General features: G+C 66.2%; 14 protein-coding genes. 4 read left to right on the forward strand and 10 right to left on the reverse strand.

Features of this window, described 5'->3' with window-relative positions; all coding sequences use genetic code 11:
• Positions 1-31: 31 nt before the first annotated feature.
• From J5837_RS16245 to J5837_RS16275, 7 genes are all read right to left on the reverse strand, one after another.
• Complete coding sequence (locus tag J5837_RS16245; RefSeq protein WP_210537879.1) at positions 32-1,324, reverse strand: adenylosuccinate synthase; 1,293 nt, start codon at positions 1,322-1,324, stop codon at positions 32-34.
• Between the two features lie 295 nt (positions 1,325-1,619).
• Positions 1,620-2,483: a protease modulator HflC gene (gene hflC, locus J5837_RS16250; RefSeq protein WP_210537880.1), complete on the reverse strand. Its 864-nt coding sequence runs from the start codon at positions 2,481-2,483 to the stop codon at positions 1,620-1,622.
• The gene (gene hflK, locus J5837_RS16255; protein ID WP_210537881.1) at positions 2,480-3,595 is read right to left on the reverse strand and encodes an FtsH protease activity modulator HflK; all 1,116 of its coding nucleotides are present in this window, start codon (positions 3,593-3,595) and stop codon (positions 2,480-2,482) included. Before hflK ends, hflC begins: the two co-directional genes overlap by 4 nt.
• 87 nt (positions 3,596-3,682) lie before the next feature.
• Entirely contained in the window at positions 3,683-4,984 is a 1,302-nt protein-coding gene (hflX, locus tag J5837_RS16260; protein WP_210537882.1) for a ribosome rescue GTPase HflX, read from the reverse strand.
• A gap of 437 nt (positions 4,985-5,421) precedes the next feature.
• Entirely contained in the window at positions 5,422-7,536 is a 2,115-nt protein-coding gene (locus J5837_RS16265; RefSeq protein ID WP_210537883.1) for a putative bifunctional diguanylate cyclase/phosphodiesterase, read from the reverse strand.
• Positions 7,533-8,456, reverse strand: a complete 924-nt coding sequence (locus J5837_RS16270) for a phosphate/phosphite/phosphonate ABC transporter substrate-binding protein (protein WP_210537884.1) — start codon at positions 8,454-8,456, stop codon at positions 7,533-7,535. Before J5837_RS16270 ends, J5837_RS16265 begins: the two co-directional genes overlap by 4 nt.
• 65 nt (positions 8,457-8,521) lie before the next feature.
• A complete protein-coding gene (locus J5837_RS16275; protein WP_210537885.1) occupies positions 8,522-9,304 on the reverse strand; it encodes an RNA methyltransferase in 783 nt (260 codons plus the stop codon).
• Between the two features lie 88 nt (positions 9,305-9,392).
• Here J5837_RS16275 and J5837_RS16280 point away from each other — a divergent pair, with 88 nt between their 5' ends.
• Positions 9,393-10,217 (forward strand): inositol monophosphatase family protein, encoded by an 825-nt coding sequence (locus J5837_RS16280; protein WP_210537886.1) that lies wholly within the window; start codon positions 9,393-9,395, stop codon positions 10,215-10,217.
• A gap of 94 nt (positions 10,218-10,311) precedes the next feature.
• Positions 10,312-10,860 carry an REP-associated tyrosine transposase gene (locus J5837_RS16285; RefSeq protein ID WP_210537887.1) on the forward strand — a complete coding sequence of 183 codons (549 nt, stop codon included), beginning with the start codon at positions 10,312-10,314 and terminating at the stop codon, positions 10,858-10,860.
• A 102-nt stretch (positions 10,861-10,962) separates the two neighbouring features.
• Here J5837_RS16285 and J5837_RS16290 read toward each other — a convergent pair whose 3' ends face one another.
• The 3 genes from J5837_RS16290 to J5837_RS16300 form a co-directional block, all read right to left on the reverse strand.
• Positions 10,963-11,448: an acyl-CoA thioesterase gene (locus J5837_RS16290; RefSeq protein WP_210537889.1), complete on the reverse strand. Its 486-nt coding sequence runs from the start codon at positions 11,446-11,448 to the stop codon at positions 10,963-10,965.
• A gap of 106 nt (positions 11,449-11,554) precedes the next feature.
• Complete coding sequence (locus J5837_RS16295; RefSeq protein ID WP_210537890.1) at positions 11,555-11,965, reverse strand: GNAT family N-acetyltransferase; 411 nt, start codon at positions 11,963-11,965, stop codon at positions 11,555-11,557.
• Complete coding sequence (locus J5837_RS16300) at positions 11,962-13,281, reverse strand: dicarboxylate/amino acid:cation symporter (protein WP_210537892.1); 1,320 nt, start codon at positions 13,279-13,281, stop codon at positions 11,962-11,964. Before J5837_RS16300 ends, J5837_RS16295 begins: the two co-directional genes overlap by 4 nt.
• 233 nt (positions 13,282-13,514) lie before the next feature.
• Between J5837_RS16300 and J5837_RS16305 the strand changes: the two genes are divergently transcribed.
• Positions 13,515-15,206: an alkaline phosphatase gene (locus J5837_RS16305; RefSeq protein ID WP_210537893.1), complete on the forward strand. Its 1,692-nt coding sequence runs from the start codon at positions 13,515-13,517 to the stop codon at positions 15,204-15,206.
• A gap of 341 nt (positions 15,207-15,547) precedes the next feature.
• Positions 15,548-15,892, forward strand: coding sequence for a hypothetical protein (locus tag J5837_RS16310; RefSeq protein WP_210537894.1), 345 nt, complete (start codon positions 15,548-15,550; stop codon positions 15,890-15,892).
• The last annotated feature ends 5 nt before the right edge of the window (positions 15,893-15,897 follow it).

Consider the following 15,897-nt stretch of genomic DNA (forward strand, 5'->3'; position numbering starts at 1 on the left):
GGGCCTTCGTGGCTTGCCTTCACGCGTCCGCTTACGCGAACGGATCCTGCAGCACCATGGTGTGGTCGCGGTCCGGACCGGTAGAGACGATGCTGATCGGGCAGCCCGCCAGTTCTTCCAGCGAACGCAGGTAGGCGCGCGCGGCCGGCGGCAGGTCTTCCCAGTTGGTGATGCCGTGGGTGTTCTCGCTCCAGCCCGGGAACTCCAGGTACACCGGCGTGCATTCTTCCCAGCCCTGCGCGTCCAGCGGCGCGTACTCGGTGCGCTTGCCGTTGTATTCGTAGGCGATGCAGACCTTCAGCTTCTCCATGCCATCGAGCACGTCGAGCTTGGTGATGCACAGGCCGCTGATGCCGTTGATCGCCACCGCGCGCTTCAGCGCGACGATGTCCATCCAGCCGCAACGGCGCGGACGGCCGGTGGAAGCGCCGTACTCGGCGCCGCGGTCGCGGATGCCCTGGCCGATCTCGTCGTCCAGCTCGGTCGGGAAGGGACCGCCGCCGACACGGGTGGCGTAGGCCTTGGCGATGCCCAGCACGTAGTCGATCGAATCCGCGCCGACGCCGGTGCCGGCCAGCGCGCCGCCGACCGTGGTGTTGGAGCTGGTCACGTACGGATAGGTGCCGTGGTCGATGTCGAGCAGCGCGCCCTGCGCGCCTTCGAACAGCACACGCTTGCCCTGCTTGCGCAGGTCGTGGAGGATGCCGGCCACGTCGGACTTCATCGGCTGCACGTATTCGCCGAAGGCCAGCGCTTCGTCGAAGGTCTTCTGGAAATCGACCGCTTCGGTGCCCAGGTACTGGGTCAGCACGAAGTTGTGGTAGTCCAGCGCGGTGCGCAGGAGTTCTTCCAGCTGCTTCGGGTAATGCAGGTCGGCGATGCGGATGCCACGGCGCGCGACCTTGTCCTCGTAGGCCGGGCCGATGCCGCGGCCGGTGGTGCCGATGGCCTTGCCGCCGGCGGCCTTTTCGCGCGCCTGGTCCAGGGCGATGTGGTACGGCATGATCAACGGCGCGGCCGGGGAGATCTTCAGGCGCGAACGCACGTCGACGCCGCCGGCTTCCAGTTCCTCGATTTCCTTCTGCAGCGCGGCCGGGGAGATCACCACGCCGTTGCCGATCAGGCACAGGGCATCGTCGCGCAGGATGCCCGACGGGATCAGGTGCAGCACGGTCTTCTTGCCGTTGATGACCAGGGTATGGCCGGCGTTGTGCCCGCCCTGGAAGCGCACGACCGCGCCGATTTCCTCGGTGAGCAGATCGACGATCTTGCCCTTGCCCTCGTCGCCCCACTGGGCGCCCAACACCACTACCGACTGACCCATGACCGCTTGCTCCACGTTGTCGCGGCCATCGGGGCCGCAGGCTTGCCCCGGGTAGGGGGATGAACCGTGCACGGACCGGTTGCGCGGGTGGCGGGGCCATCGGGGCACCGCCGGCGGGGGCCGGTCCAGACACGGAAAAAGCCGGAGGGGCGGGCCCCGTCCGGCTTTTGTGCATTATCCGGGTTTTCGGTGGCGGGGGCTACCCCGCCTCCCGCACGCCACCCCGGCCTCCTTCTCCCCGCACGCGGGGAGAAGGAAAAGCACCACGACGGCGCCCGCGAGCGGGCGCAAATGCCTAACGATCGCTCTTCAGGTACTGCAGGAACGGATCGTTGCGGTCCAGCACGATGACTCCGTTGCCGTCGGCGAAGGCGCCGCGGTAGGCCTCCAGGCTGCGCTGGAAGGCGTAGAAGCCCGGATCCTTGTTCGCCGCCTCGGCGTAGATCGCCGCGGCCTGGGCGTCGCCCTCGCCGCGCAGGCGCTGGGCGTCGCGCTCGGCCTCGGCCAGCAGCACTTGCTGATCTGCATCGGCTTTGGCGCGTATCGTCTGCGCCTGCTCCACGCCTTCCGCGCGACGCTGGTTCGCCACTTGTAGCCGCTGGGAGCGCATCTGGTTGTAGACCGAGTCCAGGACGTTGCTGTCCTGCGGCAATTCGATCCTCTTGATGCGGATGTCGGTGATTTCAACCCCTAAAGTCGCCGCTCCACGATTGATCACGGACAGTTTTGCCTGAACGAACTTGCTGCGGTCGCCGGATACTACCTCTGGCAGAGTCAGCCCATTAATCTCACCGGTCAACGCGTTCTTGATGATAGGCGCCAGACGCAGAACTGCTTCCTTCTCGACACCACCAGTCGCCAGGTAGAAGGCGCGCGCATCATTGACTCGCCCGATTGCGAAGAAGTCGATATCCACGCCCTGTTTGTCATCGGTGTAGAAGCGCTCGGGTTTTGAGTCGAGAACGTTCAGTCGACGATCGAATACACGCGCGGATTCGATCAGCGGCAACCTGAAGTGCAGGCCGGGACCAATATCACTACGCGTCACTCGACCTAGATTCAATATCAGCGCGACTTCACCTTCCCGCACTTGGTATACCGACCCCATGAGACCCAACAACAAGGCTACAACCAAGGCAACGATTACAGAGATTTTCATCGACCACTCTCCTCACGCCCTGTCGGTCGCGTTGGACGCTCTGTACGTTCTGGCACGCTCTGAATCGCTGGCATTACCAAATCAGGCGTTACAGGAGCAACAGGCTGTTGTGCTACCGATGTCGGCGTCGACATCGGCACATAAATGAGTTGGCGGCCGTCACCACCAATCACTTTGCGGTTTTTGCCCACCACTTCCTGCAGCGTTTCCAGCCACAGGCGCTTGCGGGTGACTTCTGGCGCAGCCTTGTACTGCACCTGCAACTGACTAAAGCGCGCGGCATCACCCTGAGCTCGAGCGATGATTGCAGTTTTATAGCCTTGAGCCACAGTACGTAAGCGAGCCGCGTCGCCACGCGCTTCCGGCACCATCTTTGCCGCATAGGCTTGGGCCTGATTGATTGCGGTCTGCTTGTCGGCAGTGGCGCGCTGCGCTTCGTCGAACGCATCTTTCACTTGATCCGGTGGCCTGGCATTCTGCAAGGTAACTCCGCTGATCTCGAGACCCGTTCGGTAGGCTTCGAGGGACGCCTGTAGTTTCTTGCTCACCTCGTCCAATAATTCGCCGCGACTATTAAGGACTGTATCCAGATCGGAACGGCCCACCAATTCGCGCACCGTGCTCATGGCAGCTTGGCGCAATACTTCTTCCGCATCGCGGGTACCGAACAGGAATAACTTCGGATCGCTAATTCGGTACTGGACGTTCAGATCCACCGTTACCATGTTCGTGTCGCGGGTCAGCACCGGCATCGAATCGCTGAACGTCTTGATCTCAGTAGTCTTGACCTTGATGACGCTTTCGATCGGCCATGGCCATTTGAAATTCGGACCTTCCTGCATGATCCGGTTGAACTGACCGAAACGCAGGACCACACCGCGCTCCTGCGCATCCAACAGTTTGAAACTGCTGAACACCAGCAGCAGACCCAGCGCGATGGCGGCCCAGCGCCACCGCTGGCGACTGCCACCGCCGTCGCCACCGAACAGGCCGCGCAGGCGGTCGAGCCACTGGTCGATGCCGCCGCGCGGACTGCGCGGCTGCCACGGGTTGCGCCCGTCCTTGGAACCATCGTCGTTGCCAGACCCGCTACCGGGGGTGTTCCAGGCCATGCCTACTCCAGATTGATTGCGCGCGGGTTGCAGCCCGCCGGATCCGATTCTACAAGATGGGGCCGCGGCGGCCCCGCGCAAGCATCCTCACCAGGCTTCGGCCGGTGCCGGCAGCAGCGGGTCCAGCACGTGGCCGCCGGCCTGCGCGGCGAGCCGCTGCGCGTCGGCCAGGGCCAGGTCGACGGTGACATGCCAACCGTGCTCGTCGTGGTCTTCGGCCAGTACCGCGCCCAACGCATGCAGGCGCGAACGCAGGCGCCCCGAATGCGCCGGCAGGTCCAGCCGTCCGCGCACGCGCTGGAAGCCCAGCCGCTGCGCCAGCACGCCCTTCAGCAGGTCGACGCCCTGCCCGTCGCGGGCGGAAATCCATACACGTTCGCGCCCCTCGTTGGGCGTGTCGTGGCGCGGCTGCGCGCCTTCGATGCGGTCGATCTTGTTGTAGACCAGCAGTTGCGGGATGTCCCCCGCGCCGATCGCCTGCAGCACTTCGTCGACCTGGCCGATGCGCTCTTCGCGCTGCGGGTCGGCGGCGTCGATCACGTGCAGCAGCAGGTCGGCTTCGCGCGCTTCGCTCAAGGTGGAACGGAACGCCGCGACCAGTTCGTGCGGCAGGTCGCGGACGAAGCCGACGGTATCGGCCAGCACCACGCCGCCGCCGGGCAGCTCGATGCGGCGCACGGTCGGGTCCAGGGTCGCGAACAACTGGTCGGCCGCGTACGCCTCGGCGCCGGTCAGCGTGTTGAACAGGGTCGACTTACCGGCGTTGGTGTAGCCGACCAGGGCCACGCGCGGCAGTTCGCTGCGGACGCGGGCGCGGCGCATCTGGGTGCGCTGCACTTCGACTTTCTCCAGCCGCTTCTGCAACTGCTCGACGCGCTTCTGCAGCAGGCGACGATCGGTTTCCAGCTGGGTTTCGCCCGGACCGCGCAGGCCGATCGAACCGCCGCGCTGGCGCTCCAGGTGGGTCCAGCCACGCACCAGCCGGGTGGCCATGTGCTTCAGCTGGGCGAGTTCCACCTGCAGCTTGCCTTCGTGGCTGCGCGCACGCTGGGCGAAGATGTCCAGGATCAGCCCGGTACGGTCGAGCACGCGGCGCTGCAGGAATTTCTCCAGGTTGCGCTCCTGGCCCGGCGACAGGGACACGTTGACCAACACCAGGTCGGCTTCGGTCGCGTCGGCGGCGGCCTTGACCTCTTCCAGCTTGCCGCTGCCGATGTACGTGGAGGAATTGGGGCGGTCGATGCGGGCGGTAATCAGCGTCGCGATGCTGGCCCCGGCCGAACGCGCCAGGTCGGCGAATTCCTCCGTCGCCCCCTCGTCCGGCGGACTGCCGGCGGCATGGGGCTGGATCAGCAAAGCGTGCTCGCCCTTGCGGGATCGTTCGAACATGGGGGAAGTGTGGGGGCTGGGGGGCGGATAAAAAAGGGTCTGGGGGAAAACGGCTGCCTTTGCCGTTGCCCTTGCTTTTCGACCCCCTTGAGGCCCGGCCATCGCGACAGGTAAACCGCGCAGCGGCGGCGCACGGGATGTGCGCCGTTTTCGGAGCCGCAGGATGCGGCTTCCGAAAATTCCCGGCGCGATGACGAACCTTTTGCGCAGCAAAGGGCGGGCCGCGGGTGTGCCTTCTTTTGGTTACTTTTCTTTGCACAAGCAAAGAAAAGTGACTCGCGCGTCAGCGCGAAAAGCTTTTGTAGGAGCGCACTTCAGTGCGCGACCAGCGCAGGATCATCCACGCAGCTTCACTTCTACGGTCGCGCACTGAAGTGCGCTCCTACAGGGCGAAAGCAGAATGGATCCCGGCGTTCGCCGGAATGACAGGCAAAAACTCACCCCAGCAACCGCGCGAATTCCTCGGCCGTCACCGGATACCCCAGCCAATACCCCTGCGCCAGGTCGCAGCCGCGTTCCCGCAGCAATTCGAACTGCCCCTCGGTTTCCACGCCCTCGGCCACCGCCTGGATGCCGAGCGAACGCGCCATCGCGATGATCGCGGTGGTCAGCGCCAGGTCGTCGGCGTCCGTCTCCACGTCGGCGACGAAACTGCGATCGATCTTGACCCCGTCGACCGGCACCCGGCGCAGGTGGCTGAGGCCCGAAAAACCGGTGCCGAAATCGTCCAGCCAGATATTGACACCGGTCTTGTGCAGGCGCGACAGCAGGTCGGCCGCAAGCCCGACATCGCGCAGCAGCGCGGTCTCGGTCAACTCCAGGTGCAGGCGCGACGCCGGCAAACCGCTTTCCCGCAGGCAGGCAGCGACCTGTTCGGTCAGATCGCCGTCGCGCAATTGCCGCGACGACACGTTGACCGAGACGAACGGCGCTGGCCGGCCCGACGGCACCCGCCAGCCCGCGACCGCATTGCAGGCCTGGCGCAGCACCCGCGGGCCGAGTTCGCCGATCAGGTCGGTGCGTTCGGCCACCGAAATGAACTGCGGGGTCGGGATCGTCCCCCGCTCCGGATGCTCCCAACGCAGCAAGGCTTCGGCGCCGACCACCGCCCGGTCGGAAACCCGGCAGATCGGCTGGTACAGCACCTGCAATTCGCCGCGCTCCCACGCGCCGCGCAGATCGTCTTCCAGGCGCAGGCGCTGCGCCGCCTGCTCGTCCATGGCCCGGCTGTAGAAGCGGTAGCAGTTCTTGCCGGCCCGCTTGGCCTGGTACATGGCGATGTCGCCGCGCTTCATCAGTTCGACCGCATCGCCGGCGTCTTCCGGGAACAGGCTGATGCCGATCGAGGTGCCGAGGAAGGCGCGCCGTCCGTGCAGGGCGATCGGGCCGCGGAAGTCCTCGATCAGGGCTTCCGCCAGCCTCCGCACGGTGGCGCGCACGTTGCTGCCCTGCACCAGGATCACGAACTCGTCGCCGCCGAAGCGGGCCAGCAGGGTGTCGGGCCCGCCCCAGCGTTCGACCACGCGCTGGATGCGCTGCGCGTACTGGCGGATGACTTCGTCGCCGGCCTCGTGGCCCAGGGTGTCGTTGATCCGTTTGAAATCGTCGATGTCGGCGAAGGCCAACGCCAACTGGCCCGAGCCCCCGGACAGCGCCGCGATCCGTTCGCCCAGGCTTTCGCGGAAACCCAGCCGGTTGGTCAGCCCGGTCAGGCTGTCGCTGTACGCCATGCGCCGCACGTCGCGGTTCTGGCGCACGATGCTGTCGTGCATCCGGGTGAAGGCGCGGATCAGGTTGCCGACTTCGTCGCGGCGCGCGCTTTCGATTCGGCCCGCGACGTAGTTGCCCGCCTCGATCTCGCCCGCGGCGCGAGCCAGTTGCCGGATCGGCCACACCAGATTGCGCTGCAGCAGCCAGGCCCCGAGCAGGCTGGCCGCGGCCAGGGTCAGCAGCAACGCCAGGACCCACGCGAGATGGCGTTCGCTGGATTCGCTCAGGCGTTCGTGCAGGCGTTCGCGGGTATCGATCTCGTACTTGCGGATCCCATCCAGCGAATAACCCACGCGCACCCCGCCGAGGCGATGCTGCCCCACCAGGATCGGCGCGGACACGTCGAGCACGTGCGCCGACCACTGCGAACGCACGCCGTTGGCCGCGACCGCCGCCGGGGCCAGCGGGTCCGGCATGTTCTGGCCATAGCCGGTGATGTCGGCGGAGCCGTCGTGCACGACCCGTCCCTGCGGATCGAAGACCAGCACGTAGCTGACGTCCGGTTGCCGGCGCGTGCCCTGGATGATCTGGCCGATGGTCTCCAGGTCGAAGTAGTACAGCGGATTGGCCAGCCGGTCGGCCAGTTGGGCGGTGATGCCCTCCCCGCGCAGGCGCAAGGTTTCCATGGCCATGTCGTGCATCGCCTCGAGGCTTTGCGCCTCCACCGCGTCCTGCTGCTGGCGTTCCTTGCGCAGCAACAGGAACAGCAGGCAGACGACCACCAGGAAAGTGACCCCGACCAGGGCCAGGAACCGTGCCTGCAAACCGAACCTGGGCTTCATTCGATCGACTCGCGCACGCGTGCGGCGCCATCGCGGATGCGTTCCATCGCCCGGGTGGACGCCGCGTCGATCGGCAGGAAGCGGGTGGTGCTGAAGAACCGCCGCATCGCCTCGCGCCCCTGCGGGTCCTCGTTCGCATGCAGCAGCACCTCGCGCAGGCGCGCCTCGACCTTCGGGTCCAATCCGGAGCGCACGATCTCGACCGCGCGCGGGTATTCGCCGGTTTCGTGGAAGACGTGGAAGTCGCGCCTGAACGCTGGCGGCACCGCCTCCGGGTTGTTCCAATCGAGGTTGCTGACCACGCCCGCGTCGACCACCCGCTTGTGCACCCAGGCGCTGAGGTTCAGCTCGGTGCCGGCGAACACGTAACCGACCGTATTGCCGGGCGGCCGGTCCTGCGGCGACAGCAGCACTTCGGGACGCAGGCCCGCGTCCAGCAGGGTCATGGCCGGCACCAGGTAGGCGCTGGTCGACGACGTGCGCTGGAACGCCACCGTATGCCCCTTGAGATCGTCCAGGCTGTCGATGCCGCTGTCCTTGCGGGCGAAGAACAGGGAGCGGTAGCGACCCACGCCTCCGCGTTCGGTCAGCAGCAGGGGACGAGCCCCCGCGCGTTGCTGCAATTGCATCGCGTTGCCCGTGGTCTCGGTGACCCAGTCGACCCGGCCGCGGCGCAGGTAGCTGTTCATCTGCTGCGCGTCGCGCGCCATCAGGATGCGGCCTTCGGTGATGCCGACCTCGCGCAGGCGCGGCACCACGTAATCCAGCAGCGGTTTCAGCTGCTCGTAGTGCGCCTTGGGGTTGTCGCTGATCCGGCCCAGTACCAGCACGGAATCGTCTTCGCTGGCCACGGCCACGGCCGACAGGGACAGGCACGCCAACAGCGCCAGTCTGTACGCATAACGGAACCAGCAGCTCATGCCTGTATTTCGACGCCCCCCTGCCAGAGCCGAAGCCTAGCCGAAAAGCGGTATTCCGCAACAGGCTAGCGCCCGCCGGCCTCCCGCAGCAGCCGCGCGATGCGCTGGGTGTCGGCCAGGATGCCGCGCAAAAGGCGCACTTCCTGCTGGGTCAGGTCGCCGCGCAGGAACAGCCGGCGCAGCTTGCGCATCGCCGAATCCGGCGTGCGCCCCTTGTGGAAGTCGATGTCGTCCAGGGTTTCGCCGAGCTGGGCGAAAAAACCCTCCAGTTGCGCATGCGTGGCCGGGACGTCGTCGGCATGCACCGGCGTCGCCCCGCCGCCGCCCCCGGCCAGCACCGCCAGCCGCGCCTCGTAGGCCAGCACCTGCACTGCGGCGGCCAGGTTCAGCGAGCTGTATTCGGGATTGGCCGGAATGTGCACGGCCGCGTGGCACAACTGCAGTTCCTCGTTGCTCAGGCCGGTGCGCTCGCGGCCGAACACCAGCGCCACCTCGTCGCTGGCCGCGGCGATACCGATGGCACGCTCGCCGGCCGCGCGCGGCGCCAGCTCCTCCAATTGCACGCGCCGGCTGCGCGCAGTGCAGCCCAGCACCAGCCGGCAGTCGGCCACCGCCTCGGCCAGGGTCACCACGACCGGGGCCGCGGCCAGCACGTCGTCGGCCCCGGCGGCGCGGCGGAAGGCCTCGTCGCTGGGGAACTGCTCGGGTGCCACCAGCACCAGCCGGGCGAAGCCCATGGTCTTCAGCGCGCGCGCCGCGGCGCCGATATTGCCGGGGTGCTGGGTGCCGACCAGGACGAAACGGACCCGGCTGGCGGCGGAATCTGGGGAATCGGGGGAAAGACTCATGGGCGCGGATGTTAAACTGTCGCCGCCGGCCTCCGCGCCGTGCTGCTCTTTTCCACGCCCGCCCCCGCCTGATCCGAGGTCCGTTCGCATGCTCAATCCCGTCGTCACCGTCATGGTCAAGGCCGCGCGCACCGGGGGCAACGTGCTGTTGCGCGGCATGAACAAGCTCGACGCCCTGAACGTCGTGCAGAAGGAGCGCCTGGACTACGCCAGCGAAGTGGATGCCGACGCCGAGAAGGCGATCATCAAGGAACTGCGCCGCGCCTATCCCGATTACGGCGTACTGGGCGAAGAAGGCGGCCTGCAGCCGGGCAAGGACCCGCGCCGCCACTGGGTCATCGATCCGCTGGACGGTACCAGCAACTACCTGCACGGTTTCCCGCATTTCTGCGTGTCGATCGCCCTGGTCGAGAACGGCGAGCCGACCGACGCGGTGATCTTCGACCCGCTGCGCAACGAGCTGTTCACCGCCAGCCGCGGCGCCGGCGCCCAGCTCAACGAACGCAAGATCCGGGTGGCAGAACGCAAGGACCTGGCCGGCGTCACCGTGACCACCGGCTTTCCGCCGCGCGAGCGCGCCCGCATCGGCGCCCACCTCGAATGCGTGCGCGAGCTGCTGGTGACGGCCGAAGACGTGCGCCGCACCGGTTCGGCCGCGCTGGACCTGGCCTACGTCGCCTGCGGCCGCAGCGACGCCTATTTCGAAGCCGGGGTAAAGGCCTGGGACGTCGCTGCCGGCGTGCTGCTGGTGCGCGAAGCCGGCGGCAAGGTCTGCGATTTCCGCGGCGCGGCGACCGCGCGCATGGATGGCAAGGGCCCGGAAACCCGGCAACTGGTCGCCGGCAACCTCAAGGTCTGCGAAGCGCTGCAGAAGCTTGTCGTGTCTTCGGGTTACGCGAAGACCTTCAACTGAACGCACCGCGTGACGCCGTAGGTCGGGGCTACGCCCCCGACCCGCTGCCGACGGACTCGCGGAATTTTCCTACCCCACGTTGCACCATCCGGCGATGGCGGCGTCGATGGCGGCCCTCGATATTGCCTCCATGCCGCGTTACCGCCGCTATTTCGAGCACGGACAAACTCTCTTCCTGAGCCTTGTTACCGCCGAGCGGCGGCCTTGGCTATCCGACGATGCCGCAAAGGCCATCGCCTTGATCGCGCTGCGCGAAGCCCGCAGGCATCACCCTTTCGTCCACCACGGTCACGTTCTGCTGAACGACCACCTGCACTTGATGCTCAGCCCGGTAACCGGCGTTGCAATCCCTGATCTCGTCGGTAGCTTCAAGCGCGCGGTGCTGGCACGGCTGCCATGCGAATCGCATGGTCATGGAAACCGACTGTGGCAGCGTCGTTACTACGACCACGTCGTCCGTGACCCGGACGATTTCGCGCGGCACCTAGATTACCTGCATTTCAACCCGGTCAAGCATGGACTGGTTTCGGATGCCGGATCATGGCGCTGGTCGAGCCTGGCCATGTGGCAGGCTCGTGGGGGTTATCCGTCCGATTGGGGACGGCTGGAGCCAAAGGATATGCCTGCCGACGTCGGCGAGTGAAAGCAGGTCGGGGACGTAGCCCCGACCTACGGCTTTTGCTTCCGCAATACCAGCCTGTCGCAGCCTGATGGCATGGAGAATGCGCATCGCTTGTCCGTCGCTCTACTGCGGCGGGCGATAGCGGGCCACCGTGTCCTCGATGCCCTTGCTCAGTTCCATCACCTTCAGCGCGTACTCGGCCAGGCGGCGGTCCTCTTCGTCGCGCGGTTGCCAGCCCGGCACAGGCACCGGCTTGCCTTCGACGCCGTCCAGCGCGACGAACACGATCACGCAATGCGTGCACAGGCGCTCGTCGCCCTGCATCGGGTCGCGGGCGCGCACGTCGATGGCGAAATGCATGCTGGTGGTGCCCGTGTGCACCAGGGTCGCGGTCACCGTGACCAGGTCGCTGATCCGGATCGGCGACACGAAGCGGATGCCGCCGACCGCCACGGTCACGCTGTAGTGGCCGCTCCAGCCGACCGCCGCGGCATAGCCGGCCTGGTCGATCCACTTCATCACCACGCCGCCATGGACCTTGCCACCGTAATTGACGTCGGTGGGTTCGGCCAGGAAACGGAAAGTCAGTTCGCGTTGTTCGCCGCTCATCGCCAGGCTCCGGGATCGCTGCGCGCAGTATGCCCGGACCCGCGCTCGGATCGTGAATGTCCTGATGACGGATCGAGACCCGCCCTACCCGCCCTGCGGCAAAAACTCAGGCGCGGTAGAACATCCCGACCGAGTGGTCGGACTGGGCGAAACCGTACTTCGCATACAGATGCTTCGCTTCGCCATCGGCGAACAGCGACACGTGCGCGGTCGGCAATGCATTCGCACGCAGCCATGCATCCAGTGCGTCCATGATCCGCTTGCCCAGGCCGCGTCCCTGCAATTCGGGAACCACCGCGATGTCGACCACGAAGTGGAAGCAGCCGCCGTCGCCGATGATGCGGCCCATGCCCACAACTTCCTCGCCGTGCAGCAGGCTGACGCCGTAGGTGGTGTTGGCCAGCCCGAGCGCCGCAGCCCCGGGCGATTTCTCCGACAGCCCGGTCAGCGCTCGCAAGCGGCAATAGTCCGACGCATCGGGGAAACGCTCGACCAGGACGATGCCGTCGGCGTTCATGCGTGGCCTTCGTCCAGGCCCACGTCGCTGTTCGCCGCTTCGTACACCTGCCGGTCGAGCATGCCGGTTTCCTTCGCCACCAGCACCGGCACCAGCATCTGCCCGGTGACGTTGGTCATCGTGCGCATCATGTCGAGGACGCGGTCGATGGCGTACAGATAGCCGATGGTTTCCAGCGGCAGGCCGGCGGCGCTCAGCACCACCGTGGCCATGATCACCGCCGTGCCCGGCACGCCGGCCGTGCCGAAGCTACCCAGCACCGAGGCCAGCGCGATGATCACGTACTGCGCCACCGACAACTCGATGCCGGCGTACTGCGAAATGAACACCGCCGCCAGCGCCGGGTAGATCGCGCCGCAGCCATCCATCTTGATCGTCGCGCCCAGCGGCACCGCGAACGCGGCGTAGTCCTTGTCCACGCCGAGGTTGTGGGTGGCGCTGCGCAACGACACCGGGAGCGCGGCGAAACTGCTCGAAGCGACGAAACCCACCTGCATGCCGGGCGCCGCGCCGCGGAAGAACTTCAGCGGACTCAGTCCGTGCGCCAGCAGCAGGCCGCTGTACACGACGACGATGTGGAAGGCGCAGGCCACGTACAGCGCGACCACGAACATCAGCAGCGGACGCAGTTGTTCGAAACCGTAGCCGCCGACCAGCGCGGCGATCAGGCCAAAGGTGCCCAGCGGGGTGAACTCCAGCACGAAGCGGGTCACCTGGATCATGATGTCGCTGGCTTCGCCGACCAGCTTGCGCGCGCCGGCGACGCGTTCACCCAGCTTGACCATGGCGAAACCGACCAGCCCGGCGAAGAAGATCACCTGCAGCACCGTGCCGTTGCGCGGCACCAGCACGGTCATGCCGTCGGCGGTCTTGGCGCTGGCCGCGCCGGACAAGGCCTGGAACGGATTCGACGGCACCAGGTTCAACAGCATGTCGAGCACGCCCGGCACGTCCTTGGGCTTGTAGTCGGATGCGATCTGCAGCACGCCGACGCCGACGCCCGGCTTCACTATCCAGCCGACCGCCAGGCCCACGCCGACCGCAAGTACCGCGGTGATCGCGAACCAGACGAAGGTGCGCCCGGCCAGCGCGGCAATCGATTTCTGTCCGCTCAGCGAAGCCACTGCGTTGATTACCGCGAAGAACACCAGCGGCACCGCGATCATCTTGATCAGGGTCACGTACAGGTCGCCGAGCGGCCCGAACCAGTGTTCCGCATTCGGGCCGAAGGCCCAGCCCGCCAACGCACCCAGCACGAAGCCGGCGACGACGCGCTTCCAGAACGGGATCTTCAACCAGGCATGCACCAGCTTCATCGGTCGTTCCAATGCGGAATCCAGCAACGATAACCGAGCCGCACCGGGAAAACGACCGCACCCATGGAATGCGGCATTGCGGCCGTGTGGGAGCGGCCTTGGCCGCGAATGCTTTGCGGGAATCCCGGATAGCGCTGAAAGAGCATTCGCGGCCAAGGCCGCTCCCACGGCGTGTCATGGGCAGGACATTCCCCGGTTGGCATAATCGCCCCGACTCTTCGCCGGAATCCCCAATGCGCCTGAACGCCACCGCCGTGCTCGGCACGGCCGCCCTGACCCTGTTGACCGCCTGCGCCAGCGCGCCGGGCACGCACGCCGGCCCGGCCAGGGCCTACACGGTCGACGTCCCCGCCGTGCAGCATCCGCAGGGCGAGGACGCCGCGTGGTGGTATCGAAACGGCGCGGCGCGCGCCGCTGCCAACGGCGCGATGAACGGCAAGGCGAAGAACGTGATCCTGTTCCTCGGCGATGGCATGAGCCTGACCACGGTCGCCGCCGCGCGCATCTTCGACGGCCAGCGCAAGGGCGGTCCGGGCGAGGACAACCAGCTGTCGTGGGAGAAGTTCCCCTCCACCGCGCTCAGCAAGACCTACAACACCGATTCGCAGGTGCCCGATTCCGCCGGCACCATGACCGCGATCACCACGGGCGTGAAGACCTTCATGGGCGCGATCGGCGTGTCCGCCGGCAAGCGCGGCGACTGCGCCGACAGCCTGAACCGCCAACAGCTCAGCTGGCTGGAACTGGCCGACAGCGCCGGCCTCGCCACCGGCGTGGTCACCACCACGCGCCTGACCCACGCCACGCCTGCGGCCACCTACGCGCACGTGCCCGACCGCAACTGGGAAAACGACACCGACCTGTCGGACGAAGCGAAGGCCGCCGGTTGCAAGGACATCGCCCAGCAGTTGATGACGCCGCGCTTCGGCCATGGCCCGATCGTGGCGATGGGCGGCGGACGCGGCGAATTCACCACGGTCGAGGAACACGATCCGGAACTCGACGACAAGGTCGGCCAGCGCCTCGACGGCCGCGATCTGGTCGCGGAATGGAAGGCCGCGCATCCGCAAGGCGCCTATGTGTGGAACGCGAAGCAGCTGCAGGAGGCGCAGGATGCACCGGCGCTGCTGGGTCTGTTCGAGTACGACCACATGCATTACGACCACGACCGGCCGAAGGACAAAGGCGGCGAGCCAAGCCTGGCCGACATGACCCGCGCGGCGATCCGCACGCTGTCGAAGCAGCCGAACGGTTACGTGCTGATGGTCGAAGGCGGACGCATCGACCATGCCAGCCATTCGGGCAACGCGTATCGAGCGCTGACCGATGCCGTCGCGCTGTCGGAGGCGGTGCAGGCCGCGGCCGATGCGACTTCGGCCGACGACACGCTGATCATCGTCACCGCCGATCATTCGCATACGCTGGGCTTCGTCGGTTATCCGACGCGCGGCAACCCCATTCTCGGCAAGGTGCGCGGCAGCAGCGGCGAAGACGCCAGCGCCGGTTACGCGACCGACGGTCTTGGCCTGCCCTATACCACGCTCAATTACATGAATGGTCCGGGCTACGCGGGCGCCAGCAACGAGCAACCGGCCGGCCCGAAGAAGTTCGATCACTCGCCGAGCAGCTTCGATGCGTTCGATGGCCGTCCCGACTTGAACCATGTCGACACCGAGGATCCGGACTACATGCAGGAGGCGCTGTTCCCGGCCAAGGCCGAAACCCACGGCGGCGACGATGTCGGCATCTGGGCGCGCGGCCCCGGCAGCGATGCGGTACGCGGCACGGTCGAACAGAACACGATCTACCACTTCATCGTGCAAGCCACGCCGAAACTGCGCGAACGCCTGTGTGCAGCCAAGACCTGCAACGCCGATGGCGTGCCGGTGGAGTTGCCGAAGCCGGTGGATTTCGAGAAGAAGTAAGCGGACGGCGATACCGCCATGCCGTCTATCACGGCCCAGCCTGTCCGGCTGGGCCGTTTTGTTATGGCTGCAGGCGACGTGAGGATCGCCCGGAAAATGGCCTGCTCACGGCCATGCGATCGCTGCCTGGTTCGTTCGCGTTATCACTGCGAAGCAGCGGCGTTGGCGAAATAGGCTGCGGATCCGCCGTATAACACCCTCAATGTTGCGGTCGCTTTGACCCGGCGAGATCGACCCAAGCCTTGGATTCTTGTAGGAAAAGTCTGATTGACGGGCTCACGAGGACATGTCCAGAATCCGCGCTACACCCCACTTTGGGGTCTAATCGTAGTTAGGCCGCTATGGCTGAGTACAAGATATTTTCTGGTAAAACCTTAATCGGTCACTCCGCCCTAGAATCCGGCGATCCGCCCATGGGCGTGGCATTTGGTTGTTTCCTCCCTACTCCCGAGTACTCGCTCGTCCAGTCACAGTGCATTGCTTGCCGTGACTCTTCGCAGGAACACCTCGCTTTATCTGTTCTTTGCCCAAACAATGAGCTATTGGCTGCAGAGGGTGGTGTTGCAATCCTTGATTACTCACAGGAGGCTGGCCCAGAGGGGATTGAGGTGCATGCCTTTGGTATTGGCTATCCTCTGTATGAGCAGCTATTTCCCGCACAGATCGCTGCCTATCATCATGGGTAAGCGGC

The sequence above is a fragment of the Pseudoxanthomonas helianthi genome (assembly GCF_017939625.1).
Lineage (GTDB): Bacteria > Pseudomonadota > Gammaproteobacteria > Xanthomonadales > Xanthomonadaceae > Pseudoxanthomonas_A > Pseudoxanthomonas_A helianthi.

Bases quoted from the DNA above. Each gene is read 5' to 3' on its own strand.
- hflC (WP_210537880.1), bottom strand. From the start codon at position 2,483: ATGAAAATCTCTGTAATCGTTGCCTTGGTTGTAGCCTTGTTGTTGGGT.
- J5837_RS16270 (WP_210537884.1), bottom strand. From the start codon at position 8,456: ATGAGCTGCTGGTTCCGTTATGCGTACAGACTGGCGCTGTTGGCGTGC.
- J5837_RS16305 (WP_210537893.1), top strand. From the start codon at position 13,515: ATGCGCCTGAACGCCACCGCCGTGCTCGGCACGGCCGCCCTGACCCTG.
- J5837_RS16290 (WP_210537889.1), bottom strand. From the start codon at position 11,448: ATGAGCGGCGAACAACGCGAACTGACTTTCCGTTTCCTGGCCGAACCC.
- J5837_RS16245 (WP_210537879.1), bottom strand. From the start codon at position 1,324: ATGGGTCAGTCGGTAGTGGTGTTGGGCGCCCAGTGGGGCGACGAGGGC.
- J5837_RS16285 (WP_210537887.1), top strand. From the start codon at position 10,312: ATGGCGGCGTCGATGGCGGCCCTCGATATTGCCTCCATGCCGCGTTAC.
- J5837_RS16265 (WP_210537883.1), bottom strand. From the start codon at position 7,536: ATGAAGCCCAGGTTCGGTTTGCAGGCACGGTTCCTGGCCCTGGTCGGG.
- J5837_RS16295 (WP_210537890.1), bottom strand. From the start codon at position 11,965: ATGAACGCCGACGGCATCGTCCTGGTCGAGCGTTTCCCCGATGCGTCG.
- hflK (WP_210537881.1), bottom strand. From the start codon at position 3,595: ATGGCCTGGAACACCCCCGGTAGCGGGTCTGGCAACGACGATGGTTCC.
- hflX (WP_210537882.1), bottom strand. From the start codon at position 4,984: ATGTTCGAACGATCCCGCAAGGGCGAGCACGCTTTGCTGATCCAGCCC.
- J5837_RS16280 (WP_210537886.1), top strand. From the start codon at position 9,393: ATGCTCAATCCCGTCGTCACCGTCATGGTCAAGGCCGCGCGCACCGGG.
- J5837_RS16310 (WP_210537894.1), top strand. From the start codon at position 15,548: ATGGCTGAGTACAAGATATTTTCTGGTAAAACCTTAATCGGTCACTCC.
- J5837_RS16300 (WP_210537892.1), bottom strand. From the start codon at position 13,281: ATGAAGCTGGTGCATGCCTGGTTGAAGATCCCGTTCTGGAAGCGCGTC.
- J5837_RS16275 (WP_210537885.1), bottom strand. From the start codon at position 9,304: ATGAGTCTTTCCCCCGATTCCCCAGATTCCGCCGCCAGCCGGGTCCGT.